General features: G+C 44.8%; 19 protein-coding genes and 1 riboswitch. Of the genes, 18 read left to right on the top strand and 1 reads right to left on the bottom strand.

Annotated elements, in window-relative coordinates; translation table 11 throughout:
- Positions 1-199: 199 nt before the first annotated feature.
- From MJB10_RS20715 to MJB10_RS20645, 15 genes are all read left to right on the top strand, one after another.
- On the top strand, positions 200-1,294 hold the full coding sequence (locus tag MJB10_RS20715; RefSeq protein WP_314797858.1) for an acyltransferase family protein: 1,095 nt from the start codon (positions 200-202) through the stop codon (positions 1,292-1,294).
- Positions 1,295-1,561: 267 nt separating this feature from the next.
- Positions 1,562-2,674, top strand: a complete 1,113-nt coding sequence (locus tag MJB10_RS20710) for a polysaccharide pyruvyl transferase family protein (protein ID WP_314797855.1) — start codon at positions 1,562-1,564, stop codon at positions 2,672-2,674.
- Positions 2,675-2,804: 130 nt separating this feature from the next.
- Positions 2,805-4,169, top strand: a complete 1,365-nt coding sequence (locus MJB10_RS20705) for a sugar phosphate nucleotidyltransferase (protein WP_314797853.1) — start codon at positions 2,805-2,807, stop codon at positions 4,167-4,169.
- An 85-nt stretch (positions 4,170-4,254) separates the two neighbouring features.
- A complete protein-coding gene (locus tag MJB10_RS20700; RefSeq protein WP_314797851.1) occupies positions 4,255-5,256 on the top strand; it encodes a hypothetical protein in 1,002 nt (333 codons plus the stop codon).
- Between the two features lie 130 nt (positions 5,257-5,386).
- Positions 5,387-5,475: riboswitch (cyclic di-GMP riboswitch) on the top strand.
- A gap of 293 nt (positions 5,476-5,768) precedes the next feature.
- A complete protein-coding gene (locus tag MJB10_RS20695) occupies positions 5,769-6,734 on the top strand; it encodes a phosphotransferase (protein ID WP_314805786.1) in 966 nt (321 codons plus the stop codon).
- Between the two features lie 454 nt (positions 6,735-7,188).
- Positions 7,189-8,175, top strand: coding sequence for a copper amine oxidase N-terminal domain-containing protein (locus MJB10_RS20690; RefSeq protein ID WP_314797848.1), 987 nt, complete (start codon positions 7,189-7,191; stop codon positions 8,173-8,175).
- A 96-nt stretch (positions 8,176-8,271) separates the two neighbouring features.
- The gene (locus MJB10_RS20685) at positions 8,272-8,592 is read left to right on the top strand and encodes a hypothetical protein (protein WP_314797844.1); all 321 of its coding nucleotides are present in this window, start codon (positions 8,272-8,274) and stop codon (positions 8,590-8,592) included.
- 415 nt (positions 8,593-9,007) lie between these two features.
- The gene (locus tag MJB10_RS20680; protein WP_314797841.1) at positions 9,008-9,331 is read left to right on the top strand and encodes a hypothetical protein; all 324 of its coding nucleotides are present in this window, start codon (positions 9,008-9,010) and stop codon (positions 9,329-9,331) included.
- Between the two features lie 399 nt (positions 9,332-9,730).
- Positions 9,731-10,492 (top strand): IclR family transcriptional regulator, encoded by a 762-nt coding sequence (locus tag MJB10_RS20675; protein WP_314797838.1) that lies wholly within the window; start codon positions 9,731-9,733, stop codon positions 10,490-10,492.
- Positions 10,493-10,882: 390 nt separating this feature from the next.
- A complete protein-coding gene (locus tag MJB10_RS20670) occupies positions 10,883-11,287 on the top strand; it encodes an extracellular solute-binding protein (RefSeq protein ID WP_314797835.1) in 405 nt (134 codons plus the stop codon).
- Positions 11,288-11,498: 211 nt separating this feature from the next.
- Positions 11,499-12,770 (top strand): FAD-dependent oxidoreductase, encoded by a 1,272-nt coding sequence (locus tag MJB10_RS20665; RefSeq protein WP_314797833.1) that lies wholly within the window; start codon positions 11,499-11,501, stop codon positions 12,768-12,770.
- Positions 12,771-12,802: 32 nt separating this feature from the next.
- Entirely contained in the window at positions 12,803-13,027 is a 225-nt protein-coding gene (locus MJB10_RS20660) for a hypothetical protein (protein ID WP_314797830.1), read from the top strand.
- A complete protein-coding gene (locus MJB10_RS20655) occupies positions 13,027-14,091 on the top strand; it encodes an enolase C-terminal domain-like protein (RefSeq protein WP_314797829.1) in 1,065 nt (354 codons plus the stop codon). The genes MJB10_RS20660 and MJB10_RS20655 overlap by 1 nt, the downstream gene beginning before the upstream one ends.
- Before the next feature lie 112 nt (positions 14,092-14,203).
- On the top strand, positions 14,204-14,530 hold the full coding sequence (locus MJB10_RS20650) for a hypothetical protein (protein WP_314797827.1): 327 nt from the start codon (positions 14,204-14,206) through the stop codon (positions 14,528-14,530).
- A 76-nt stretch (positions 14,531-14,606) separates the two neighbouring features.
- Positions 14,607-14,888, top strand: a complete 282-nt coding sequence (locus MJB10_RS20645; protein WP_314797824.1) for a hypothetical protein — start codon at positions 14,607-14,609, stop codon at positions 14,886-14,888.
- A 44-nt stretch (positions 14,889-14,932) separates the two neighbouring features.
- Here the strand turns inward: MJB10_RS20645 and MJB10_RS20640 are convergent, their stop codons facing one another.
- Entirely contained in the window at positions 14,933-16,228 is a 1,296-nt protein-coding gene (locus MJB10_RS20640) for an alpha-L-fucosidase (protein WP_314797822.1), read from the bottom strand.
- 218 nt (positions 16,229-16,446) lie between these two features.
- On the opposite strand from MJB10_RS20640, the gene MJB10_RS20635 reads away from it, so the two are divergent.
- From MJB10_RS20635 to MJB10_RS20625, 3 genes are all read left to right on the top strand, one after another.
- Entirely contained in the window at positions 16,447-22,470 is a 6,024-nt protein-coding gene (locus tag MJB10_RS20635; protein ID WP_314797820.1) for a sugar-binding protein, read from the top strand.
- A 75-nt stretch (positions 22,471-22,545) separates the two neighbouring features.
- Entirely contained in the window at positions 22,546-24,375 is a 1,830-nt protein-coding gene (locus tag MJB10_RS20630) for an S-layer homology domain-containing protein (RefSeq protein WP_314797818.1), read from the top strand.
- A gap of 108 nt (positions 24,376-24,483) precedes the next feature.
- Complete coding sequence (locus MJB10_RS20625) at positions 24,484-26,595, top strand: carbohydrate-binding protein (RefSeq protein WP_314797815.1); 2,112 nt, start codon at positions 24,484-24,486, stop codon at positions 26,593-26,595.
- Positions 26,596-26,679 lie beyond the last annotated feature (84 nt).

Raw genomic sequence — 26,679 nt, 5'->3', positions numbered from 1 at the left:
TGAAGGCTGCTGATTGTCATATTATAAGCACTCATAGATTATATTGGGACGCAACCGGTGATTAGAACATGAGTGATGGATCAGGGTACAGGTTTATGATCTGGAAGGAGGAAAAGAAGTTTCATTAGAAAAGCTTGTTTAGCTCATAATTTCAAGTCAGGTTCAAGTTAAATGAACGAATATAAGAGAGGTTTATATTATGGGATTAACAAAGAAAAAGAGAAATTTAGAACTTGATGCATTAAAAGGTTTAGCAATTTTGTTAGTTATAATAGGACACGCAATTCAGTATAACATTAGTGATTTTAAGACGAATCCTTTCTTTAATTTCATTTATTCCTTCCATATGCCTTTATTTATTTTTATTAGTGGGATCATTTCATATTTTACGGTTAGTATTGAGTCAATTGGTGATTCTTTAAATGTCCTTGCTAAAAAGTTTAAAACTTTAGTAATACCATTTTTATCATGGTACTTTATTGTTAACTTCTTGCTTAGAGAAGATTTTTTAAAAGAGTCATTCAGTGAGTATTCTTTGAAAATCATTAAGTTTCCTGATTTTGGATTGTGGTTCTTTTGGGTACTCTTTTTGTGCTTTCTTGTTCTAGTTTTAATAAAAACTATCCAAATATTTGTCTCAAAGATCAAAAAAGGTTTGTTAGAAGTATTCTTCTATTATTTCGTCACAGTGATTATTATGTTTTTACCTATTGGGACGCTAGGATTAAATCTCTTGAAATGGTATTTTCCTTTTTTTATTTCAGGGTTTCTATTATCAAAGTACAAAGGTTCCCTATCAAGATTCTCTGAGAAAGCGGCGCAAATATCATTAGTATTGTTCCCAATCTTATTGACTCAATATAAACGTCTTTTAGATCTTGATTTTATCCACTATCTACACGGATTGAATGGCCACATCATCATTGCAATTAATCTATCCTACCGATATTTAATAGGTTTTGTAGGAATTATGGTAATGTTTATTATTATTAAAGAAATTAAAAGGTTTAAGATCTTTGAAAAACTTGTATGGTTAGGTAATAGGACAATGGAAATATATCCATTGCAATTTTATTTTGTTAATATTGTTGGTACGAATTATGTATTAAGAAATTTAGGGGTTAGTGTGCTGACTGTTAGTGCGGCCACAATAATCAGTTTGAGTGCCTCATTGATGATTTCCTGTTTACTCATTAGGAAAAGTCAACTCTTATGTTTCTTGCTTTTAGGAATTTCAGGCAATGCTGAAACAAAAATATTTCAATCAACAATAGAATCTAGTAATACTAGGTAAATACAGCCACTTCTATTAACTAAAACGGATAAAGCAATATTTTTGTGATCGGATTATCTTATTTCTTGATCAAGTTGGATAATTTAAAATATTGTTTTATGTAAATTCGGAAACTGATTTACTAAGGTGCTCTAGTTTTTGAAAGTATATTAGTACTCATTTATATAGCTGTGCTGTGTTATTTTTTGGATTAATGTAACACCGCGTTTGGTAATTTATCTTTAGTAATAAATAGAAGCATCATTTTGTTAATACTTGAGGTGTAATATGAAAGTCGATCTAATAACACTACATGCAGTGAAAAATTATGGTTCAGTTTTACAGGCATTTGCAACTCAGGAGAAATTTAAAGAGTATGGTTGTGATGTTCGTATACTAAATTACATAAGACCGGATGTAACTGATGAAAATCTGATGACAACATGGTGTGGAAATAACTTATTAAAAAAGATTGTCTTGCTTCCTTCTTTTTATAGATGGAAAAAAATATTTGGAGGTTTTATTAGAGATTATTTGAATTTGAGCGATAAGGTTTTTTCAAATGAGGATGATTTCATCGACTTTCAAAGTGATGCTGATATTTATTGTACAGGCAGTGATCAAGTTTGGAATTCAGGTTGGAATAATGGAGTAATTAAACCTTTATATCTAAATTTTGCCCCAGAGAATTCAAGAAAATTTGCTTATGCTGCTAGTTTTGGTAATTCTGTATTGAGTGAGAACGAAGTAGCACAAACTAAAGAATTAATTGAAAAATATGATTATATATCCGTGCGAGAGGAATCAGGACTTGGCATCTTGGAAGAACAGTATATGTTTAAAAAAAGCTGTCAAATCATTGATCCTACATTAGTAATGCCTGCTTCATTTTGGAGGAAGTATACAAAAAAACCTAAAATTGATGGAGATTACGTTCTGGTATATCAGTTAAATAATAATAAGCTTTTCGATAAATTCGCAGCGGAATTTGCGAAGAAAAACAAATTGAAATTAATTAGATTTTGCACAAGATATGATCAGATAATAAAAAACGGGAAAAGTATCCTTATACCGGAAATGTTTGATTTCGTTTCATTAATCGACAATGCTAGATACGTTATTACAGATTCTCTCCATGCGACTGCCTTCTCTATTAATCTCAATACTGAACCAGTGTGTATATATCCTCAAAATTATGGGAGTCGTATAGAAAGTTTACTGAACTTGTTTGAAATTGGCAGTAGACATTTAAAGGATTATAATGATTTTGATATAGTAAATAGGCAAATAGACTTTTCTAAAGTAAATCAGATTCTTGATAGAGAGCGAATTAAGGTTGATGCTTTCTTGAAAATGGTTTTGCTTGAACCTAAGAAATCTATTGAAAAATGGATAAAATAGTACGATTTTTAGTTTGGAATAGTTTTTTGACTACTCCTGATTTAACTTTTCTCTAAATGGAATGTAAGTAGTAAATATTTAAATATTAATTTAAAGTCCGAGATGAACATTTTTTTGGAGGAGATTATCATTGAAATTAGTACTACTATCAGGCGGCTCTGGCAAACGCCTTTGGCCTCTATCCAACGACTCACGCTCTAAGCAATTCCTGAAAGTGCTAGAGAATGAGGATGGCGAGATGGAATCGATGGTCCAGCGTGTATGGCGGCAGATAAGGAATGTCGAATTATCCGACTCCACCTATGTGGCTACAGGCAAAGCGCAGTTGGATATGATCTACAGTCAACTTGGAACGGATGCCCCAATTATTGTGGAGCCTGAGCGTAGAGATACGTTCCCAGCGATTGCGTTAGCCGCGACGTATTTATACTCGATTGTTGGCGTTAGTCTTCATGAGGTCGTAACGGTACTACCCGTCGATCCTTATGTGGAGAATCGCTTTTTTAACAAGGTCAAAGAGTTAGAGCACATCGTTGTATCGTCTGGTGCTGATATCGGATTGATTGGTGTAAAGCCAACGTATCCTTCTGCAAAATATGGTTATATCGTTCCCGAACAAGAAACAAACAGTGATTCTTATAGAAAAGTCAGTCATTTTACTGAGAAACCCCATGAAGACCAAGCGAGGCTCTTGATTGAGCGAGATGCGCTTTGGAATTGTGGGGTTTTTGCTTTTAAACTGGATTACCTGATTAATCTGCTGATTGAGAAAGGCATTCCGATTCAATATGAAGAACTCGTGAAACAGTATGAGAGTTTAGTGAAAATTAGTTTCGATTATGAGGTCGTTGAAAAAGCCAATCATGTTGTGGTGGCCCCTTATGATGGATACTGGAAGGATCTTGGTACTTGGAATACGCTAACCGAAGAAGTGAGTTCCCACATTATGGGCAATGGCATGATTTGTGCTGATTCTAGGAATACGCATATCGTAAATGAGTTGGACTTGCCCGTCACGGTAATTGGTCTTTCTAATATCGTTGTTGCCACAAGTCCAGACGGTATTCTGGTTGCTGATAAAGCATCGAGTCCAAGAATTAAGGATATGATGCGCGATGTTGACACGAGGCCCATGTATGAGGAAAGACGCTGGGGTTGGTATAAAGTTCTTGATTACAGTAAGCTTGGTGAAAATCAACATGTGCTGACGAAACGGATTTGTATTGGTGCAGGCAAAAATTCAAGTTATCAATTGCACCATAAGCGCAGTGAGACATGGACTTTTATTGCTGGTGAGGGTGAGTTAGTACTGAATGAGAAGCTCATTCCTGTTAAGGCTGGGGATGTGATCCAGATCCCAATGCGTTCCAGGCATGCCATTAGAGGTATTACGGATTTAGAGTTTATTGAAGTGCAAACGGGCAGTGAATTGATTGAAGAAGATATTATCCGGCTCTACATGAGTTGGGAAGAGATTTTGGCGTTTTCCAGTTGAGTATTTTGTCCCCCTGAAGGTTGTCGTAATGGCGGCCTCTAGGGGGTTGTTTTGGATACTATCACAAATCGGTGGTGATCAATCAATGAGAAGTAGGAAGCCCAAGAAATCATGGAAGAAATGGCTGCTAGGTAGTCTAAGTGTCCTTGTTTTTATCGTGCTAGTTAGCTCTGGCGTGATTTATTATAAGATTCGTGCCATCGACGTCGAGGACATTGTAGAGAGGCATCAGCTGCCTGTAAAAGGAATTTCAGGAGCAGAATCTGCGACTGCAGTAGCCGCGGCAGAATCGAATCAAACCAAACTTCCAAGCATTCTAAGCTCGACGGTAGATAAGGCAGAGGAGTTTGCAAGCAAGCCGATTAAAACGCAGGATGCGCTAGATGTAGCAGCAATATTATTAAAGTCCGGTTTAAGCTTGAAAGAGGTCTATTACCTTACGGGGGAGGCCAAAAGCGATCTCGCAACTGAGGAAAAGCAGAAAATTCGTGATCTTTTGTTATCCAAATTATCAGATAGTGAAATTACTGCTTTGCGCCTCATAACGAAACAGTATGGTAAAGGGCTGCTAATCCTTGATCCGAATTATCCGATCGAGCTAATCGGTATCGATGATCCGGTGGAACGGAGTCGTGTTGAACAGGAATTGAAGGCCAAAAAACAGGTTCAATCAGATATCAAGCAACCGGAACCAACTCCTAGCCCGCAAGTGAAAGAGGAGCAACCTCCTAAGGAGAAGCCACAAATTGCTCAAACAGATCCTGCTGTTGTTTCGAGCTATCGATCTAAATTGGACTCTTTAAAGACAAGCTGTCAGGGAGATATTAATACTCTCATAGGAAGCGTAATTAATGCCAAGAAAGCGAATCCTGCTTTAGGGATAAAGGAGTTACAAAGTATGTTTATGGGCAAATTTACAAGTGCTGAATCGCAGTGTGATGCAGGTTTCAATGCTACGATTGCTGAAGCAGAGCGGGCTGGCGTTAGTAATAGCGATATTCAGGGCTGGAAGCAAGAATACAGTGCAATGAAGCAAACAGCACAGACCAGTGCCATTAATCAGTTAGCTCAAGCTTTTAAAAAATAATAGGGAGGGAATTCATAGAATTAAAATCGGTGCTTATGGCCTAATGAATGGCTGCAACAATGATTCCCAAGCATGATGCAAGTTTCAACCAATTTGCTAGAATAGACCTATAAAGTGAATCGCATTATTCGTAGGACAAAGGCAAAACTGATGAAAATCAGTGACGCAAAGCTAGAGGGACTAAGTTAGCGATGTCTAATAAGTTAGCCAGCCGCCGCACACGGGCCTCCGAGAGATTTACGTGGACATTCAATAGGAGGTAGATGTATTCAAATGTGGTTGATTACGATTGGGATCATTTGGCTAATCGGTTGTTTATTTTATTTAAGCGTGTTCGCGGCCGCCAAGAGAGCGGATGAGAGGCTCGCACCTGATGAGTTGTATACATAGCATGAAACGAAGAGCGCCTCAGTGAGGTGCTTTTTTTCATTTGAATAAAGGTAAGCAATCAAGCATATCGAATACATGGGAAGAAAGATAGCTTGGTTACGGGGAGCTGGTACACATTGCGTATGGAATTAGAACAGGTGCTATCTCAGGTTGTCACTCCTAGCGGTGAATTAGATGCTGCAAGGGTTTTGGGGCGTCAGGCCTTGTATACAGGCAGGAATGGCAGGGTTATAGAGCGATTTTGGATAGAGGTCGATGGTCGTAGGGAATCTTTTATTTTTAAACCTCTAACGAATGAGACGACTTGTGGACGTGAACGTTGGCTCTATGACCATGTATTAGTCTCTGTGGCTGTACGTTTTCCAAAATTGTACGCCGCGGCAGACCATCATGAACCATTACGTTATTGGGCGATTTATGAGGATATGGGTGAAATGATACATCAATTGAAGGAAGGGGATTACCTTCAGGCGGCTGCAAGTATTCCGCTGTGGCATAAGCTTCCACTGGATACAATTCCTCCAGACTTCAATGGGGATAAACCTCATCTGAAATCGCTAATTCAAGAGGTTAGGAACGGATTGAACGAGAGCCAGCGTTTGCAGGCGTTAGGGGTAGATGAACGAAAGCAAGAGACCATTGGTCATTTGTTGACTTGGATGAAGGATAGTTTTGAAACGGAGATGGTGATTTCCCACGGGGACTATCATCAAGGCAATGTTGCTCGGCGTGGAGATGAGTTCATCGTGCTGGATTGGGAGTTTATGCATGAGAATGCGGTGTTTTGGGATTTATATGGGTTGCTAGATATGAGTCATCCTGACTTTCCGAAAAAGGTTAGTTCCGCCACTCGCCTTGCTGCTTTGCAGGCTTATGTGAATCAGCGGATGTCGCTTAATTGGGAGGCGGATACGCAAACGTTTATGTTGGACTATCATCGTTATGCGTTGGTTCACTCGTTATGGATGCTGACTTTGATCGAGAAAGATCTACATAGTGGGCAATGGGATACAAGCAAGCTGCTACGCGCCCAGCAGGAGACTTTACATACAATCGAGGATTGTTTGCGTTATTGTGCGGTTGTATAAAATTAAAATGGGACTATAGACCCTGTCTTTAGTCCCTCTATATGAGTAACATGCAATTTTAAGTGAAGGTAATTTTTCTTCGTTTGAAGCCCCAACATTTAATCCATATGTTCCCCTCATCGTCTCTAAATAGCTTAATTCCAATTAATTGCAAAGGTGTCCAAATATCAGTGAAATAGTAACTAGGCATCTAACAGGCCCCCTAAGTAATATACAACTTACACAACTATACCTTATTTAGGGTTGATAGTTTGTCGAACTTTGTCGGTTTTATATTACAAAAACATTAATTTTTGCTAAATTATCCGTCCAAATGAGGTGTTTTTACGTTATTTCCCCTATACTATGTGACTTATGGACTAGAAGGGATTATAATTGGTTGTATCCAATGTGTGACTGGAGGCATGTAGTTTCGCGGCTTCCTATTAAAATAAATAGAAGAGGTGTTTGGTAAGTGAAGGTTAGTGATGGATTGAAAGCAATAGCTGGTTTATCTTTAGCATTTTTATTGGGACTCAGTGCTCAAGCATCTGCAGCGCAGGCGCCAATACCGATGGATGTTTATCAGATTCCGATGCATTTCACGTTTGATGGCAAGGAATATGCACCGCCGGAGGGGCAGCAGGGGTTTATTTATGAAGGGACGACGTATGTGCCGATTCGTTTCATCTCGTACTCGCTGGATAAGTCGGTGAGCTGGGATTCCGCGACGTATACGGTGTCCATTGGGAAACCGAACGCGTCAGATACGATTAATATCAATGAATACAAGATGAACACGCAGGTTCATGATAAAAGCGACAAGCCTTTCGACAAATCGAAGTTAACGCCGAGCCACTTGCATGTGTATAAAGAGAAGGTATCCTATGTTTTTGATGGTGTGAGCAAAAGTCCTTCGGACGATCTGCCCGGCTACATTGTAGATGGCAGTCTGTATGTGCCGATCCGTTTCTTCTCGGAGTCGGTTGGCAAAACGATTGAATGGAATCCTGAGACGTACACGGTCTCTGCGAATACGTTAGATGAGAAGAAAGAGACGGACAAGAAGCCGTCGGAAACAACGAAACCTGGCACGACAGCGCCTGTCACGGGCGGTGGCATTGTCGGAGGAGGCGGTGGCGGACCAAGCGGAGGTGCTGTGGTGAAACCTTCGTATGAGTCCATAACGGCAGAAGCTGAAGCAAAGCTCTCGAGTCTTCAAGCGGATGCTACTAGCTCACTGAGTGCGCTATATAATGAATATAAAGCTACGCATAATACGAGTTTAATTACGCAGGGGTTAGCCAAAGTTGCACAAATAGACAGCCAATTTGCTCAAATCATGAGCGAAACCCGTACGAAGCTTACCGCAAACGGGTATGACACTTCGATTATTGCAACGTATACAGCTCAATATAATCAAATGAAGGCGGACGCTCAGAGTGCGTTGCTAGGCCATTAATCCGCCCATTTTTTGGGCGTTCATTCACCGACTAGGCACCAGCACACATAATGTATAGAAGATAATTCAACTATACAAGAATGTGAGTGATTGCGTATGCCGAAGCAAGATGATCTCGAATTGCGTCCGCCAGTGGGCGGGCATATGGGAGGGATAGGGCATGGTCATGGTGGAATCGGCCATGGCCCAGGAGGAATTGGCCACGGACACGGCGGCCCAGGGCACTTCCCTGGTGGCATTGGCCATGGTCCAGGTTTCTTTCCTCACCATGGTCATGGTGGATTCAACAATTTGCTGCCATGGGTGGTAGCGCCTTTACTTTATAGCGCGGCACAACAGCCAGTCTATTACCCGTATCCGTATCCATATCCGTACCCTTATCCGTACTATCCATACCCGCCTTACCCAGTAATATAGCTTTTTCTCCAATCAAACTGTCTTCGTATAGCAGATCGCTATATGTAAGTCAGTTTTTTCTTATTTAGTACGACGACAGAATAATCCCGCTTTATAGCAAACGTAATTAAAAGTAAGGATGTAATTGATTTTTTTGGAACTAGTTTTGTAAAAAACCACAAATCAGTTATGCGGTCATTAAAACTAAGAAATTTATATACTATGGCTGGTTTTGATTTTAATCTATTTATGGAGTATACCGATATTGATTTGAATATCTATCTATAAAACACTTGTAAGGGAAATTTGTAATCTATTTTCTGGAGGAAATTTATACATCTATAAACATTATTTATCGTATTGTGCTGATTGTTTATAAATGCACTATCATAGCATTTTGCGTCAACTTGAATTTGCAGAGGTATGTCCTTTTCATTTGAAAAAATTAATTAACAGATGTCCTTCGTGTAATAATGTTATTTTATATATTTTTAGCTATAAAAGTCAGTTTCAATGTGAAAGACTTGAAAAATGTGCATCAACTTTATACGAAGCATTTGCTACGGTTAGGCAAGAAAATGGTTTAGGTGGAAAAATGGAGATAGGGATGCAAGACCTTACGAATACGATAAAGCATGCACTAGTAAAATATGGAGCAGAGTCGAAAGAGAAAAAATATTGGATTGATCTTGATACCTGGATTGGATGTGTTAAGAGATCCGGCTACATAGATTCAGAAGTTTCTTTTCAAAAAAGCTGATAGCAATCGAAATCAAAAGGCAACCGATCCCAAATGATTGGTTGTCTTACTTTGTTATTGGAGTATTTCAAAAGAGCAGCGATCCAGATTTGTTAGCATTAGCAGTTAGGCGTTACGCTTCAAGCAGCCTCGCTCTTTCTTCAATGTAGTTTTTTCTTTACGAACAATCTTAGAAGCTACATCACTATCTTAACTAAAAACTAATTTATGTAACTGGGCTCCGAAAAGACATCAAGCCAGTACGAGGAGACGGCGAAACACAATGTCGAGCGAAGTGGCGTCGCTTTGGCTAAGCGCATAGCGCATGAGTCTATTCCCATAATGATGAAATAGCATTGTGATTTTCCGCGAAATAGTTTATGATGGTGATATTCAATTCTTATAAAGGTGGAATTCGCGATGTCCATACAATCCCTTGATCGGGCTTTTGATATTCTTGAGTTGATAGCCAATCAGAGTTCACCTGTTCCTTTAAAGAATATTGCTGAAGAGATGGGACTGTCTGTCAGTACGGTGCATAACTTGGTTCGAACGATGGTAAATCGCGGATATGTCGAACATGTAAGCGCCAGGGGCGGCTTTACGTTAGGAAATCAACTTGTGGAGCTGGCGGCTAATGTCCCTTCTCATCTTCAAATTACCGAGCTCGTACGCCCTTTCGTTCTGCAGCTCTATAATCAGTCTGAGAAAGAATCAACTTATTTTAGTACGTTTAGAAAAGATGTGATTTCCCCAGAGATTTATATACCGAGCTCTTATGCACTTAGCGTAACATTGGGAGCCGATACGCTCGATAAGTTGCACACCTCGTCGCAAGGGAAAGTATTTCTTGCCTATATGACAGAAAGCCGCAGAGAGAAGTACATTAGAACGCATTCGCTAGACCGGTTGGGGCCGAATACCATAGTTGACCCTGAGAGTCTCCGTCACGAGATTGTACGAGTGAAGGAATTAGGCTATGCACTAAATGAGGATGAAACGGAGCTCGGAGCAAGTGGAATTGCCGCACCTTTGTTGCAAGAAGACGGTAGACTACTAGGAGTATTCGCCATCGGCTTGCCCTCCGTGCGAATGACAGAAAAAAAGCAGCGACTCATTTCATTGATAAAGGGAATCGCTGAGGATTCAAGGCGGCATTTGATGATGAATAGACCAGTATAAAAAGAAGAGGGACTTCCTATTGGAGAGTCCCTTTTCTTCGCTAAGGGGGCGTTAAACATGCTATGTGCTCTAGATGAAGATAGATCTAGTTAGTTGTGTGTAAGAAAACGTCGTATTTATTCCTTTCGATATGAAGTCCACATTCTTACTCTCACGATGACCGATACTTCAGGAGGCTGTTTCAAAAGCCTTGCGACGCACAGTTTGCATAACTATCGGCGATATTAATTATGGGGTCAAAGCGACTTAAAATAAATGCGTTTACTACCACATTAGGGTAATTTATTTACATTAATATAAAAATAAATATAGAATAAAGTCGTATAGTATGGTAATATAAGTTCATCATCAAAGAAAAAAAGGTGGTTGCTGTGAGCAAATCACTAAAACATGCAATCAAAGGCTAAGTATGGATTCGGGCAGTTCATTATTAACCAAATGAAGACGCTTGCTCCGAATATCGATTATACGATTGCGAACTACCCTGTCGGTCCAAGCGGTTCTAAGCCAGTGAATATCGTTCGGGGCTGCTGGCTGAATGTGATTCCTAAGTCGACCAAGCATCAGGAGGCGGCTTTCAAGCTGATGCAATACTTAACGTATGGCGACGGCATGAAGCAGTTCATAGCGGCTCAAACCAGACTGTCCACAGTGAAAAAGTACAACCAAGGTGCAGAGCTGGAGAAAAATCGTCAAGGCAATAAGTATGTCGATCAGATTCTCGAATTCATGGCATCCGGAGTCGCTCTTCCGCCTGCTGCTTCCGCCTGCTGCTTCCGCAGCGGAATTCGCTAATATTATTAAGGACATGGTCGATAAAGCGGCGTATAAGAAGCAGACGCCTGAAGAAGCATTGAAGGAAGCCGAAGCCAAAACGAACGAGGTCATTAAAAAATTTAACGCAGCAGCAACCAAGTAACAGGCGGAGGCTTGGAACGGGAGCCGGTAGTTTATCGCTGCCGGCTCTCTTTTCATATATAGTTATTAAAGGATAGGAGAGAGAGGCATGATTACTTACCACAAGCAGGTGTCTACGATTGAGGTGGATGTGCTCGTCTGCGGCAGCGGTAGCGCAGGTGTAGGGGCTGCGATAGCAGCGGCGAAGAACGGTGCCAGCACGTTGGTGCTTGAGAAGAACGGCTATTCCGGAGGGATTATTACCGCTGTGCATAACCCGTTCTTCGACGGACTGGTCGACCTGAGGACGAAGGAGGTTATCTGCAAGGGGATTGCCTTTGACCTGTACACTCGCATGGGATATGCGCGACTAACAGATACCCATATGCCGGATATTCACCAGACGGTAGACCCTGAGCTGTTCAAGCTGACCGTGGATCGCATGTACAAGCAGTATGGTGTCAAGGTGTGGTACCACAGTCCGGTGATTGATGTCGTGACAGAGGGCTCCCGAATCAAGGCGGTGCTGACGGCGAACAAGGGCGGTGTCTATGCCATTGTACCGAAGGTCGTCATTGATACGACGGGGGATGCAGACGTTGCGGCTTGGGGGGGAGCTCCATTCGAGATCAGCAGTACTCCACAGCCGATGACTCTTCACTTCCGCATAGGGAATGTGCAGGTTACGGAGGATCTGGATGAGAAGTGCGGTGAAGTGCTGAAGCGTCACCTGACAGGCGATGCACTGCGCACCTATGGCGGTCCGTGGTTTTTCTCCTTGGCGCCGGACGAGATAACGATTAATGCGACCCGCATTATCCGGCCTGCCCTGGATCCGGAGCAGAAGTCGATGGGTGAGACCGAAGGGCGGGAGGATGCGTGGCGGATGTTCGAGCTGTGGAAGCAAGAGCTGCCGGAATTTAAGAACGCCTACTTCATCTCCAGCGGTCCGGAGATCGGCGTACGGGAAACCAGACGTATCGTAGGGGACTATACCATTACGCTTGACGATATTATTAAATGCCACACCTTTGACGATGCGATTGTGAAGGGCTCCTGGTTCGTAGACATTCATCCATCTGATGGAAGTGTCGGTGTCCATCCGCATCGCAACTTCGTTCCGGTTCCTTATGATATTCCGTATCGCACTATGATTCCGCAGAAGCTGGAAAATGTACTGGTTGCGGGGCGATGCCACTCCGCTACACGGGAAGCGCTTGGCTCGACCCGTGTGACGATCACAGCTATGGGAATGGGCGAAGCGGCCGGTATCGCTGCGCGGATGGCCATTCAGTCAGGCAAGCCGATGCAGCAGATCGATGTTGCCAAATTACAGGGCATATTGGCCATCCAAGAGGTACAACAAAAACAGGCGATTTAGGAGGGTGCAGCTCGTGTCTTTGTCCGCCCATATTGAAGCGTTCGGCCCCCCCCTTGAATATCATGGTGATTGCAGTGAAACGAGCCTTCGACTTTGCGATGAATCAGCAGTTTCATCACCGCCTGACCGAGGCAGGATATGAGCATACCTACATTGAAAACGATGGTGGTCATGAATGGGGAACCGTGGAGAGGGCAATTCCTCAGGCAGTAGCTTTTGTTTGGAAGAACATATCAAAGGAGGGGTCAGTTAACTGATGAAAATAACAGACGTACAAGGGTTTACTGTGGAGCTTCCAGCGTACCAGTTCTACAGCTCCGATCAGAAGCAATCGTTCAGGGAATGGACCCTGGTGAAGGTTAGTACAGACGCTGACATTTATGGCTATGCGATGTGCCCGCGAGGCGCGATTGCCCGAGATGTGGTGCATCGGATTATCAAGCCTCTTGCTGTTGGAGAGAATGCGCTGCTGAAGGAGAAGCTGTGGCAGAAGATGTGGCATGTCGACCGGTCGGAGCAAATCCCTAACTATACCTTCAGCATGCTGGACATCTGTCTGTGGGACATTACGGCGAAGGCGGCCGGAATGCCGTTGTACCAGCTTCTGGGGGGAACGAGAGACAAGATTCCTGCCTATGCCAGCACGGTATGTTACCGGGATATTGCCGAATTCCTGGATGTGGCGGACCAGAGCAAGGCAAGGGGCTTTCATGGTTTGAAGCTGCATGCGTTCCAGGATGCAAGGAAGGATGCCAAGCTGGCGCTGGCCTTGCGGGCGCATGTGGGTGACGACTATCCGCTCATGTATGACGCGTCAGGTATATATAGCTACGCGGATGCGGTATATCTCGGGCGTGCGCTTGAGGAGGCTGGCTTCGCATGGTTTGAGGAGCCGATGAACGAGAACAGCATCAGCTCGTACAAGCGCTTATGCGACGAGCTGACGATTCCGATTCTGGCGGGTGAGATGTCGCAGGGCAAGCATTATAATGCGGCTGACTTCATCGTCTCCGGTGCGGCGGACATCATTCGTGTGAATGTTCGCAATAAGGGCGGGTTCACCGGAGCGCTGCGCATCGCTCACTTCGCCGACTCGCTGCGCATGAATGCGGAGGTGCATGGGGGAGAGCTGATCCAGCTGCAGCTGGCGCTGGCTATTCCGAATACTTCAATGCTGGAATCGATTATCTACAGCAATCCGATCGTGAACGATGAGCCGATTGACGCGGAAGGGTATGCGCATGCTCCAGAGCATCTAGGCATCGGGTATGACCCGGAGTGGCTGAAGCATCTGGAGGCAACATCCATAGCCTGGGTATAATGTAACGATATGAGTCGTCGGACTTGATCCGGCGGCTCTATTTGTATGATTGACGAATGAGTCACACAAAGTCAGGGCAGTGGAGTAAATCATACAATAAAGTCAGTAAACGATGATCACGACAATACAGGGGAATCCGACGGAAGTAACTGCAGGCTTGAAAGCGATATTGATCGAGTTATCCAAGCTGGATAGCTATGTCGACAGTAAATATTATAGGTCATTGCTGGAGCGTGTCCCCGACTACAAGCTTGAGATTCAAGAGGGAGCGGAATGCATCGCCCCCGCCTATTCCTGGACGGAAGTCATTAACGTTGAACTCCCACAGCTTCACCTTGTTTTTCCTTATGAGCTGGAGGGCAGGGGAAGAGGTAAGCTAGATGTAGCCATTCACACATGGCGTACAGCTCCAGAGAAGCAGAAAGATTATATTAGCTGACATCAGGATGGGATCTTTACCGCAAGATTAGGGCTGGTGGAGGAAGCTGCTGAGCTGAATACGAAGAAGCTGCAGAATGGCGGAAGAAGATTCCCTGTCTTCTGGGGACCCGGACACGATTGGGTTCCCGACCATAACTGGGGGGGGGAGCGGCATGATCGGGCTACAGGATATGCTGCTTCAGCAGCGAGATCATGTCGTTTATATATTCCCGACTTGGCCCAAAGAATGGGATGTTTCGTTTAAGCTTAACTTAGCCGGCCAAACGATTGTCGAGGCAGTGCTTGTTGACGGTAAAGCCAGTTGGACCATTCATTCGAAGGAATATGAATCTCTCGAAGTTGTGTGTAGTTTGTAAGAAGAATATGCGAGGCTCCTGAAATAAACCAGGGCCTCGCAGTTTTACCACTCTATAACAACCACTGGCGTTAAGTTATGCTTAATAGGTTTTGGCAGCTCGATTCGAATACGATTGCCTTCAGAGGTGAATATAATTTCTTGTCCACCATCCAACATATAAACCTTTTTCGGTAAACGCTCCTGCTCAATCTGAACGCTCTGTTCGCCGTCTATGAAGAAGACATACCACTTATTGTTGCTAACCGTTACCGGTAAGGAACACTGCTCTGGCCATGGTCCGCCCTTGGTTTGGTAGATGGCTTCGCCATTCACCTTCATCCAGCCTTCAAGCTCTCGCATTCGTTCGTAGTAGCTATCCGGCAATTGGCCATCAGGTCTTGGCGCACAGTTCAATACGGGGATTCCTCCCCATGCTCTTGTTTTGGAGACCCATGACAACGCCCAGGACGTTGGTTTGTAGCCCTCTGGTTTCTGATAGCCCCAGCTATTGTTGTTCCAGATTTGCAAGCATTCCCACCAATCGAGGAACCTTCGATCAGGGAAATTACATTCGCAAGTGTCGAAATCTCCGTCGCGATGGGCTCTGTTGTTCACCAGAATCCCAGGTTGAAGTTTGCGCAATTCCTCCATGCTAAGGAATTCCTTCTCATAACTCCCATCGAACCAAATCATATCAATCTTCCCGTATTGGGTAAGAAGTTCAAGGGTTTGATTCTTGCATGCGTAATAATAATAGTGCTTGTGGTCCTCAGACTTAACCCTGTTGGATGGAGACTTCGCATCGAAGCTCATATAGTCCCGATCAATGTGCCAGTCGGGCACAGAAAAATATAAACCGACCTTCAGGCCTACCGTGCGGCATGCTTCCACATACTCCTTCACGAAATCTCTGGATTTCATATGAGTATGCGTCCCTAACGTGCTGTATTTGCTTGGCCACATCGTGTAGCCATCATGATGTTTGGTCGTGAAGATTGCGTACGTAAATCCGGCTTTCTTGGCAGCACTTAACCACTTCACCATATCGGTTTCTTGAGGATTAAATGAATCGGCAAGTCCCCAGTATTCAGTGGGGCTCACTTTGTTTCTACCCTCATACTCCTGATCCCAGGAGGTGTTGACAATCATTGACCATGAGATATCGATTCCCCCATGAACGCTGGACATGTTCCAATGGATGAACAATCCCAAACCAGCTGTTTCAAACCATTGTGCGTCAGGGTGAGTAGAGTGCTGATGGACTTCGCCCTTATCGCTGATCCCTATTAATCCATGCTGTTGCTGTGCAGCTTCTTCATGTTCTCGCTCCTGTGCAGGAAGGTTAACCTGATCGCTCATACATTCATCTCCGCTTGTTTGGCTTTGGTTAAATCTTTTTACTTTATAGCATGACCTTGCATGAATTTCTATACGCTTCATCCAACCTCTATAATTCCCCCCGGTTTCTCCTTTAGCTTGTCGTGTTGTTTCCCAATGCTAATCCAATACAATTACATATAGACAGGTCGTTATACCTAATTGGGAGAACGACTGCGATCATGAATTGGAGGGATTTTATGAAAAGAAAACGATCATCCATGTGGAACAGGATGACGTCGGTATGTACGGCGGCAGCAGTATTGGTCATGAGCGCAGGCTCGCTGCTGATCCCGCAGAACACGGCGTACGCAGCACTTACTCCTACTGAAGAAGCACAAATGCAAACGCTTTTATCGCTAACGTTCGACAACAGCTACACCGTGAATAACACCGTCGATATCAAGAATGCACAGAATGAAACGATTGCCCAGCTAAGCCTGATCAATCAGTCTGCCAATCAATCGGCCAATTCCATCTCAGTAGAGAACGGGAAGTTAAAGATTGTAAGGGACAATCAGCTGTCCTCCTATCCGACCGTCCAGTTCAGGATCAGCAATATCGTCATGCCGGATAATACGAAGGCAATATTGGAATACAAAATGAAAACCGACAGCTGGAATACAATCGGAACCAACACCAATCGCGGTTTTCCTTCTGTAACCGTTACCAATCCGGCAAGTCTGAATTATCCAACCGCTTATGCGTTTACTGCCAATCAGACCGCAAATAACTTGACTTACAATTACGCCAATACATCGAGTGGTGGAATATCGTTCCCTACCGTTCCAACAACAAATCTGGTGGGCCAAGAAGTAACATTCAAGAATGTGCTTGACTTTGTGAACGACAGAGTTGACGCCTACTATGGACCGACGCAAATCATAAACAATGGCTATTTTTTTACAAAAACGCCTGCGGCATCGATCAACGCGGGAAGAATTCACGAAATCATCTTTGATGCTGGCTCGGTTTCTAATGGGGCAACGAACTCATCCAGTACGATCTGGCTCGATGATATTACGATTAAATATTTGCCGAAGGCTGATAATAAGTCGGACTTGCAAACGCTTTACAATGCCAACAGCAGCAAGACACTTGCCGATTGCGGTGGGCTACAGCAGGTATATTCCGACTTGACCACGGCATTGACCTACGCCAACACGGTACTGTCCAACAGTTCGGCATCGCAGTATGAGATTGATACGGCAACAAATAAATTAAAGGTTGCAGCGTTAACCGCATCCACAGCCAAGACGGATACGGATGCGGGGATGATCACTTCTTTCAATATGTCGTTCGACACGGCGATGCTTGCCGGTAAAACAACCGATTTCTTTGACAGCGACGGGAATAAGGTTGTTAGTGCTACTTTGACAAACACCACCAGTCCGACCACGAACTATGTCGGCATTGATAATGGCAGACTGAAACTGGTGAAAACAGCCAAGGATACGACGGGCGTATCGTTATCACTAAGCAACTTGAGAATGTCCCCCGAAACGAAGGCAGTCTTCGAATATACACTGTTTGCGGATAATTGGCATCTCTCCGGGACGTCAACCAACAAGAGGCTTCCGCAAGTAACTGCACTATCGGAGGAAGGCGGCACGGCGAATGCTCCTGAATTCCTTCAAAACAATTTAGGCTATAACCTAAAGACAAGCAACGCACTTGGAACTTCAGCAGCCAAATTCACATCCATGTCCTATGGGGTTATGAATGGTTCGAAGAACACGGGGATTCGTTACCGTTATGAGATGGACTTCGTAACGAACAAAGTGGATGTATACCAGAACGGAGTTCTGATCTCTGGAGCTGCAGGTACAAGTAATTTCTATAGCGCCACCGGTAACAACGTCATCTCCAAAGCCGCTACAAAGCTTGATCAGATTGTTTTCGATGTCGGCGGAGGTAATGATACGACTTCTACGGAGGTTATGACGGTATGGCTGGATAATTTGACATTGAGATATGTTCCCAAAGTCGATAAAACCTTGCTGCAGAACACCTATAACCAGTACAAAGATATAACTGGCCCGAACGAATATGTTACGCCGATGGTATGGGCCTTGCTGTCACCTGCGCTCGTCAAGGCCAATACAGCACTCAATAATGCGAATCTTAAACAAGAAGAGCTCGACTCGGTACTTATGGATTTGAAGACCGCTGCTTTTGGAATTACGGGTCCACGACCTACCGGCTACACGGCTGTTTCGGAGACGACCACCAATACGGTCTATTTATCTCCGAATGGAACCGGGAACGGATCGTCCGAAAGCACGCCAGCCCAAGGGATTCAGAACGCAATCAATACAGCCATTACGAATAGAGCGGCGGGACAAAGTACCCGAATTGTCTTGCTGGATGGCACGTATACGGAGCGTGTCAGCGTCGCAGCGACTTCTACCGGGGCCCCGCCGATTATTCTTGAAGCGAAAAACCCAGGAATGGTGAAACTTACGGGTGCCAAGCCGGTTTCAGGATTTAGCAAAATTTCTGCAAGCATCTTTAGTGCCGATTTACCAGCTGATGTGAAAGCGGGCTTGACGGTGGACGGAACGAATACGGCTCCCAACGGTCTATCTGCCAATCCGTTCGGTACAGCGGTTAAGGATAATGGACAATTCCAGAATGGCTTGATGAGATCCGGGAATTCATATTATTTCCCTGTAGATACGTTCTCCAAGATGGTTCCTGGTTCTTTCTATATCGATTATGCCGCAAACAAAATTTACGCTAAGGTACCTTCAGGAGATCCTATGTCGAATGTATCGGTTGCGGTAAGTAAAAACCTCTTCTCCATAAACGGTGTTAATAATTTCGTTTTGAGAGGCATTCGTTTTGAAGATGCAGGTTGGGCTAGCGGTGATGCAGTAACCATCTCGAATTTGGATAACGTCCTGATTGAGAAGACTACGTTCAATCATAACCGTTTCAACGGTCTGGGGATCGCCAAGCTGAAGAATGCGACTTTCCGTGAAGTCGAGATTTCCTATAACGGAAATAAGGGGGGATCGGGCTCTTGGGCTGGCTATCTACGCAATATCGTATTCGACAATGTCAAGTTCAATTATAACAACTGGGTAGGCTACCAGTTCGGCTTCACAGGTTGGGATCCAAGCGCATTTAAATTCTCCAGCGTACGGGATGGCTTGATCACTAATTCCCAATTTATCGGAAACTATGCCCACGGGGCTTGGCTTGATACCGATAACAGTCGATTAACGATCGAGAATTCGACGTTCGCTTATAACTTCAACTCCGGTATTGATTCCGAAGCCAATGAGGGCCCGATTATCATTAAGAATAATGACATCTATGAAAATACCAAGGGACTATATTTGCCGGCGTCCATGTTTACAACGGTTGATCATAACAACTTCTATGATAACGGTGAGAATATTTCTATATTCGATCACGGCGGTGTCGGAAGAGGTCCGGGAACACCAGGTCAATATGACTATCCGAGCAGCGATGACGGGTTTATGTGGAAGTCCCACACGACTTACAATACCTTCACGAACAATGTATTCCAGAATCGCGCAGACACGACGATTAGACCGCTGTCCAAAAATTTCTTCTATACCGGACAATCGAAAGATGCCGTTGGTTATACGAACTTTGTAAACACATTGAACTCTAACAACAATGTATTCTTTATGGAAGGACTTGCCGAAGCTTTCAACACCAGTTCGGGAGCGAAGGTTGACTTGAGCGGCTGGCAAGCGGCGACCGGACAGGATGCAGGTTCCAGAATCGAGAAGGTGGCAACACCCATTACCAAGCTTCAGAGGGAGCCACTCATATCCAATTTGTACAGATCGAATGTTTCCTACAAAACCAGTGAAGTCATCGATGTAGACGGCTATGTCGATGAGATCTGGAATTATACGCCAGAGATGCTGCTGAATAATCACTTGAATGGCGACACCACTCAGGCAGCGGTAACGGTTCAGACCTTGTACGATACCGGATATGTTTACGCTCTGGCAAAGCTTCCCGGCAGCTTTACCACCAATGACAGCGTCACGTTCTTCTTCGATCAGAACTATAACCGAAGCATTGACATTCAAAGTGATGACATTGCTTATACCGTAAAGCTGGATGGGACATATTCCGGACCTAACGGATTGTCGGCGAAGGTGAGAAAGGTGGACGGCCAGTACATTCTCGAAGCAGCAATGCCTGTACTGAATGATAAACTGACGGATGCTAACAAAATCGGGTTTGACGTTTACGTTAACAAAAATGGAGTCGATATTCTCTCCTGGAATGATATCGTTGGTGCAAATCGAACAGAAACGACGGAATACGGGTCCTTGTACCTTGTTTCTAGAGTGAATGAGTATGCGAAGATTTACAAAGGCACACCTACGCTTGATGCTCAGTATGACAGCATCTGGGATACTACTGAGACGCTCAAGCTTAGCCGTGTCGATGTAGTGAAGAGCACGCCTAGGGCTGACGGCGACATCAAATTCCTGTGGGATGAAGATCGCTTGTATTTCTACGCTGATATTAAAGACAGTACGATTAGCTATTCCAATGTAAACCTGTATAACCGTGACCATCTTGAAATCTTCCTCGATGTCAATAATGGCAAGACAGCGAAATACGAGGGCGATGACGGTCAGTACATGGTAGATGTTAACAATAATCAGGGCGGTAATTTGAAGGGCGAATTTAAGACGTTCACCCGATTAACAAATTCCGGATACGTCATTGAGGGCTCCATTGCCCTGAACAATGAATCTCCCTTCGATGCCAATACAGCAACGACTTCAATTGAGGCGGGACATCTGATTGGTCTTGATGTACAGCTTGGCGACGACCCGGGAACGGGCACCAGAGATTTCAATCGATTCTGGAACTATGTCGATTCGAACAAATGGCAGAACACGAACACTTGGGGTGTTGGGTTGCTTGTCGATAGTACGGATAATCCTACGAAGGCTGTGGAGAGCATCGAACCTGTACAGGCAAGTACGTTTGCAGGAGTAGCACCTGTTCTGCCGAGCGTCGTAAACGCTGTATACAACACGGGCGAGGCGAAGCAACTTAGCGTGGTTTGGAATCCGATCTCACCGGCAAGCTATGCGGGTGCGGGCACCTTTACCGTGAACGGAATGGTAGCGGGTACGACGATCCCGGCCGTAGCGACTGTGACTGTCATTCCGGTTCAGGCTGTCAGCTTGAATCCCGTACAAGTTGTTACGTTAGCCGGTTGGGCTCCGGAATTACCTGCAACCGTCACTGCGGTGTACAATAACGGCACTACTGCCGCAGTTCCGGTAAGCTGGGCAGCGATCAATCCTTACAGCTATGCGAAGGAAGGAAATTTCACAGTAACAGGTACCGTATACAGCACCTCCATTTCTGCGGTGGCGAATGTTGTTGTCACAAATACCTCAACCGCTACCCTATCGGGATCTGACCGTCTAGAAGTAGGAACAAGTCTCGTTCTGAGTTACAATCTTGCAGGGGTAACGGATGTTTCGGCACAAGACATTACACTCTCGTACGACAGCTCGAGGTTTGATTTGGTCAGCGCGACAGCGGTTCCTGCTTCAACGGTAGTACAATCGGTTTACAACAGACCGGATGCAGGAACGGTGCGCTTGATTGTAACGAACGCCGGTTCCAATAATGCCATTACGGGAAATGCGTCAAACCTGTTGAACATTACCTTTATGCCGAAGCAGGCAGGTACCTGGAACATCGGACTTCAGGAAGTCATCTTGTCCAATACGGTAGGGACGGTTGTTTATGCAGCTACGACAGGGAAAACGGTCTTGATCATCGATACATCGGGTCTGAGTGCGGCATTGGCATCTGCACAAGCTATTCTGAGCTCAGCTGTGGAAGGAGTGGAGATTGGCCAATATCCTGCAGGTACGAAAGCTTACTTGAACGCGGCAATCGGAGCGACTCAAGGTGTACGGAACAGCTCAACGGCAACCAATGATCAAATTATTCAAGCGACTGCTGATCTGAACGCAGCGATTGCCATTTTCCAAATACTGGTCATCACAGCGAAAACCGGTGATTTCAACATCATTACGGGTTATGACATTGGCGATCTTGGTCTGGTTGTACCTTACTACAAAAAGCATGTAGGGGATGCAGGATGGTCTAACGTCAAGAAGTACGATATTAACGGAGACGGTGAAATCGGCTTGTATGAGATCGCCTTCATCACTAAGAAAATTTTGCGCAACTAAAATTTATTAACAAAATACGAAGAAAGAAGGCAGTTTCAAACTGCCTTTCTTTTTCCTAATGAGGGGGGTACTTCGATGAATAATAGGAAGCTGGTCTCTCTATTGCTTTTCGCTATGCTGTTTAACCTGCTTGCTGTAACGATCTATGCTGATTCCTCGCCTTCGTTCGTGATCGTCTCGGATCAGAGCATCGTGGAAGCAGGACAGGAAGTCAAGGTTACGCTGACAGGAAGCAATATTACGGGCTTATATGCCTTTGAATCATACGTGACCTTTGATTCCACCAAGTTGGAATTTGTTCGAGCCGAGGCTAACACCACCACCTTTAGCATGAGTGCGCAAACCAACGAGAACAACACACTGTGGGTCAGCTTGGTGAAGTCCTCCTATGGTGCGATCCCTGGTGGGAATGTAATGATGGTTAAACTGGTATTTAGAGGGAAGACGGTGAATTCCGGAACGGATGTCACTCTAAACTCCATGCAAGCTCTATCGGCAAATACGTTAGCCTCTACCAATTATGTAGTCAATCAGAAAGCGACGATAACAGTCATAGCGTCTACATCGACTTCGACACCAACTCCATCACCATCAGCGTCACCATCACCATCGCCATCGCCATCGCCGTCACCATCGACAACCATACCATCATTTCCGGCGGCTATGATAACTCCTGCTCCTTCAACAACAATTACCCCTAAGCCTACACCAACTCCAACGGCTAGTGTAGGAACAAACGCTGGACTCATTGAGATCACGCCTATAAAGTCAGGTAGCACGGCTAAGTCAGTTGTGGATGCGAAGTCCTTGAACCTGGCCTTAAAGCAAACTGACAGTGGGATGAATGTTGTTGTAGACGTAAAGCCGTTGGTCGGAGTAAAGGAATATCAGCAAATCTTGCCTAAAGAAATGGTGACTGCCGATACAGCTACTCAGAATGAATCGAATCGGAAGATTGAATTTGGCACCCCGATCGGTCGAGTCATCATACCTGACAATATGTTCAGAATTCAGGAAGTAGAGCGTGCAGCCCAAGTGGCCATTACGATCGGGATAGCTGATTCAAATAAGTTGAGTGGAGAAACAAAGGGGAAGCTTGCCAATAAACCGATTATTGAACTGAATGCATCACTTGATGGAAACGTGATTTCATGGAGCAATAGTGATGCACCGGTAACGGTAATCGTCCCTTATTCTCCGACAGTTGAAGAATTGCTGGATCCCGAGCACATCGTCGTCTGGTATATTGACGGGCAGGGGAACGTGAACCGGGTGCCATCCGGAAAATATAATTTGGCCACTAAGACCGTAACCTTCACCACTTCACATTTCAGTACCTATGCGGTAGCCTACGACGTGAAATCATTCTCTGATGTTCATGATGCTCCGTGGGCCCAGAAGGAAATAAGCGTCTTGGCATCTCGTGGAGTAATAAATGGGACCTCAGATACCACCTTCGCACCCCATGACAAAATAAAACGAGCCGATTTCATCAAGTTGTTGGTGGGGGCACTTGGCTTCAGCGCAGAATTCCAAACCAATTTCGATGACGTTTCGCCGCAGGATTACTACTATGAAGCGCTCGGAACCGCCAAAGCGATCGGACTAAGCGAAGGTGTTGGAAGTAATCGGATCAATCCAAAGGACTATATCACGCGACAGGACATGATGGTTCTTGTTTCAAGGGCGATTAAGCTCGCCAAGAAGGGGAGCCTGGAAGAAGATCAGGAAATCTTGAAACCATTCAAGGACGCAGCTTCGATTTCGGACTATGCGATTGGAAGTGTAGGAGCTCTGGTTAACGCGGGTATTGTACAAGGGGATGGGGGAAGCATCCGGCCGATGGACAACACGTCAAGAGCAGAGTCTGCAGTACTGCTATATCGAATTACGAATAGACCGTAGAGGTAAGAGAATAAGCGGGTGGCCCTTGGCTACTCGCTCCTCATACTCGAGGAAAGGAGGAGCAAGGTTTAACGCATACAACCATCTAATAGAGGGAGTGAATTGTAAATGAACATTTTTCAAAAAAAGCTGTCGATTGCGTTTTGGACTTTATTTTTAGTAAGCGTTTTCACTGTCAGCGCATCTGCAGCAGGAAATACGTACTATGTCAGCTTATCCGGCGACGATACCAACTATAACGGACTATCCGTAAGTGCCGCTTTTGCGACGATCAAGCATGCCGCGGCAGTTGCTGGACCAGGTGATACCATTATCGTTCAGGACGGTACCTATTACGAGGACGAGATCAGCATTAGCGGCAAAGCCGGGTCAAACACCAACCGATTCGTACTCAAGGCTGCTAACCCGCGCGGTGTAAAAATCATAAGCCTCAACGATTTCAATGCCATCAACATCATAAACTCCATTGGTGTGACAATTGAGGGCTTGGACGTCACGTTCTCGGATACGGTAGCTTATCCTTACTTCGGAATATATGCGGGCAACAGCAGTCGGGTAACGATCAAGAATAATGCGGTTTACAATGCAGGCAGCTCGGGGATTCAACTGAACACGTCCGACAACCTTCTGGTTGAAGGGAATGTCGTTCGGGACAATGCGAGAACCGGTCCGAAGAACGGCAGCGGTATCTCCATCTTTCATCCCGTTCATTTCGAGACCTATACGGATGATTATCATATCATTATTAGAAACAATATCTCTTATAACAACGCGACTGAGAACGATGCGGCTTCCCCCACTGATGGAAATGGAATTATTATGGATGATTTCCAGAATGGGCAGGGAGGGGGAGAAGCAGGCGGTTATTCATATCAATCCTTGGTTGAGAATAACCTCTCGTTTCATAACGGAGGAAGAGGGGTTCATGTTTATTATTCGAACAATGTCACCGTAAGAAACAATACGTTGTGGAAAAACAATTTCGTTCTCCACAAATATTATTCCTACTTAGGAGACATGAGCGTCGAGCATGGCTCTGGGAATACGATAGAGGGCAACTTCATCTTCGAGCGACCCGAGAATACGCAAGGACATGCGCTCTGGGATAAAGATACGGGGGTAAATACGTACCTTAACAATCGGATTGTTGGCGATCCTGCCTTTCTGAATACAACCAATTCCCTTACGACCAACGGCTCAACCGGCAATACGACGGTATCGAGTATGACCGCTTCGGCGCAAACGAGCGGCGCCTCCTCTCTCACGCTTGCCGACGATTTATCGGTCCGCGGCAACCCGGGATATGCAGCTTCTACTGTTGTGAACTTTACGTTCCAAGCAGGATCGGATACGCATACGCATTCGACGCTGTTCGGCCTTCTGCCCCAATCGAAGGATGCATATACGAATATGTCCGCCTCCAAGGCGAATTTCTGGGGAGGAGGAATTACCTGGAATTCTTATGGCTTGACGAACACGAAGCAAGATAGCTGGGCTGCTCTGTACAGCGTGGACTTCGGAGATAGCTCTTCACAGGGATTACGTTGGAAAGCCAATCTAGGAGTAACCGACACGTATGCAGGAGGTACGATTGAGGTGCGTAAGGATAATAAAGCGGGCCCGTTGCTGGGCGTGCTCAACATCGGGTCGACGGGGGCGTTCGGTACGGCACAGGACCAATTCGCGATACTGGATCCGATAACAGGTGTTCATGATATTTACTTGATTTTTAAGGGCAGTACGATTACTACGTGTAATCTTTACAACATGCAGTTCAATCGATCGTTAGTAACGAATGGCTCCTTCGCGAGCGGTGTGACCAGTTGGAACAAAGCAGCCTCGACGTATACAATTGCTCAGGAGACTAGCGTTACCCGCAGCGGCGGTAAATCGGCCAAGGTTTCAGGCCGAACGGCATATTGGCATCGAATACAGCAGCAAGTGCCAATGGTTGCAGGTAAGACCTACCAGATCAAAGCTTGGGTGAAGACTGATATCCTGACGGGCGGTAATGACCAATTCTACATCCAAGGCATCTTTACGCCGAGCGGGCAGCCCAGTCAATACGTCAATATGGTGGTACAGAACGTGACGACGACGGGCTGGATCCAACTAACGGGCACCTATTCGGTTACGGAATCCGGTACCGCAATGATTGCCATCTATAATAGCGGAACAGCCGATTTTTATGTAGATGATGTTTCGGTCGTGGAGCAATAGAATACAACGTGTTATGTCCCTCGTGTTCGCTAACAAAGCAAACGCGGGGGCTTTTTCATAATTGGCATCCTCTTTACTTTCACA

This window comes from Paenibacillus sp. MBLB1832 (genome assembly GCF_032271945.1).
Lineage (GTDB): Bacteria > Bacillota > Bacilli > Paenibacillales > NBRC-103111 > Paenibacillus_E > Paenibacillus_E roseopurpureus.
This window is presented reverse-complemented; position numbering and strand designations above follow the sequence as displayed.

Coding starts and splice junctions, on each gene's coding strand:
- MJB10_RS20715 (WP_314797858.1), top strand. CDS start 200: ATGGGATTAACAAAGAAAAAGAGAAATTTAGAACTTGATGCATTAAAA.
- MJB10_RS20710 (WP_314797855.1), top strand. CDS start 1,562: ATGAAAGTCGATCTAATAACACTACATGCAGTGAAAAATTATGGTTCA.
- MJB10_RS20700 (WP_314797851.1), top strand. CDS start 4,255: ATGAGAAGTAGGAAGCCCAAGAAATCATGGAAGAAATGGCTGCTAGGT.
- MJB10_RS20695 (WP_314805786.1), top strand. CDS start 5,769: ATGGAATTAGAACAGGTGCTATCTCAGGTTGTCACTCCTAGCGGTGAA.
- MJB10_RS20685 (WP_314797844.1), top strand. CDS start 8,272: ATGCCGAAGCAAGATGATCTCGAATTGCGTCCGCCAGTGGGCGGGCAT.
- MJB10_RS20675 (WP_314797838.1), top strand. CDS start 9,731: ATGTCCATACAATCCCTTGATCGGGCTTTTGATATTCTTGAGTTGATA.
- MJB10_RS20670 (WP_314797835.1), top strand. CDS start 10,883: ATGCAATCAAAGGCTAAGTATGGATTCGGGCAGTTCATTATTAACCAA.
- MJB10_RS20665 (WP_314797833.1), top strand. CDS start 11,499: ATGATTACTTACCACAAGCAGGTGTCTACGATTGAGGTGGATGTGCTC.
- MJB10_RS20655 (WP_314797829.1), top strand. CDS start 13,027: ATGAAAATAACAGACGTACAAGGGTTTACTGTGGAGCTTCCAGCGTAC.
- MJB10_RS20650 (WP_314797827.1), top strand. CDS start 14,204: ATGATCACGACAATACAGGGGAATCCGACGGAAGTAACTGCAGGCTTG.
- MJB10_RS20645 (WP_314797824.1), top strand. CDS start 14,607: ATGGCGGAAGAAGATTCCCTGTCTTCTGGGGACCCGGACACGATTGGG.
- MJB10_RS20640 (WP_314797822.1), bottom strand. CDS start 16,228: ATGAGCGATCAGGTTAACCTTCCTGCACAGGAGCGAGAACATGAAGAA.
- MJB10_RS20635 (WP_314797820.1), top strand. CDS start 16,447: ATGAAAAGAAAACGATCATCCATGTGGAACAGGATGACGTCGGTATGT.
- MJB10_RS20630 (WP_314797818.1), top strand. CDS start 22,546: ATGAATAATAGGAAGCTGGTCTCTCTATTGCTTTTCGCTATGCTGTTT.
- MJB10_RS20625 (WP_314797815.1), top strand. CDS start 24,484: ATGAACATTTTTCAAAAAAAGCTGTCGATTGCGTTTTGGACTTTATTT.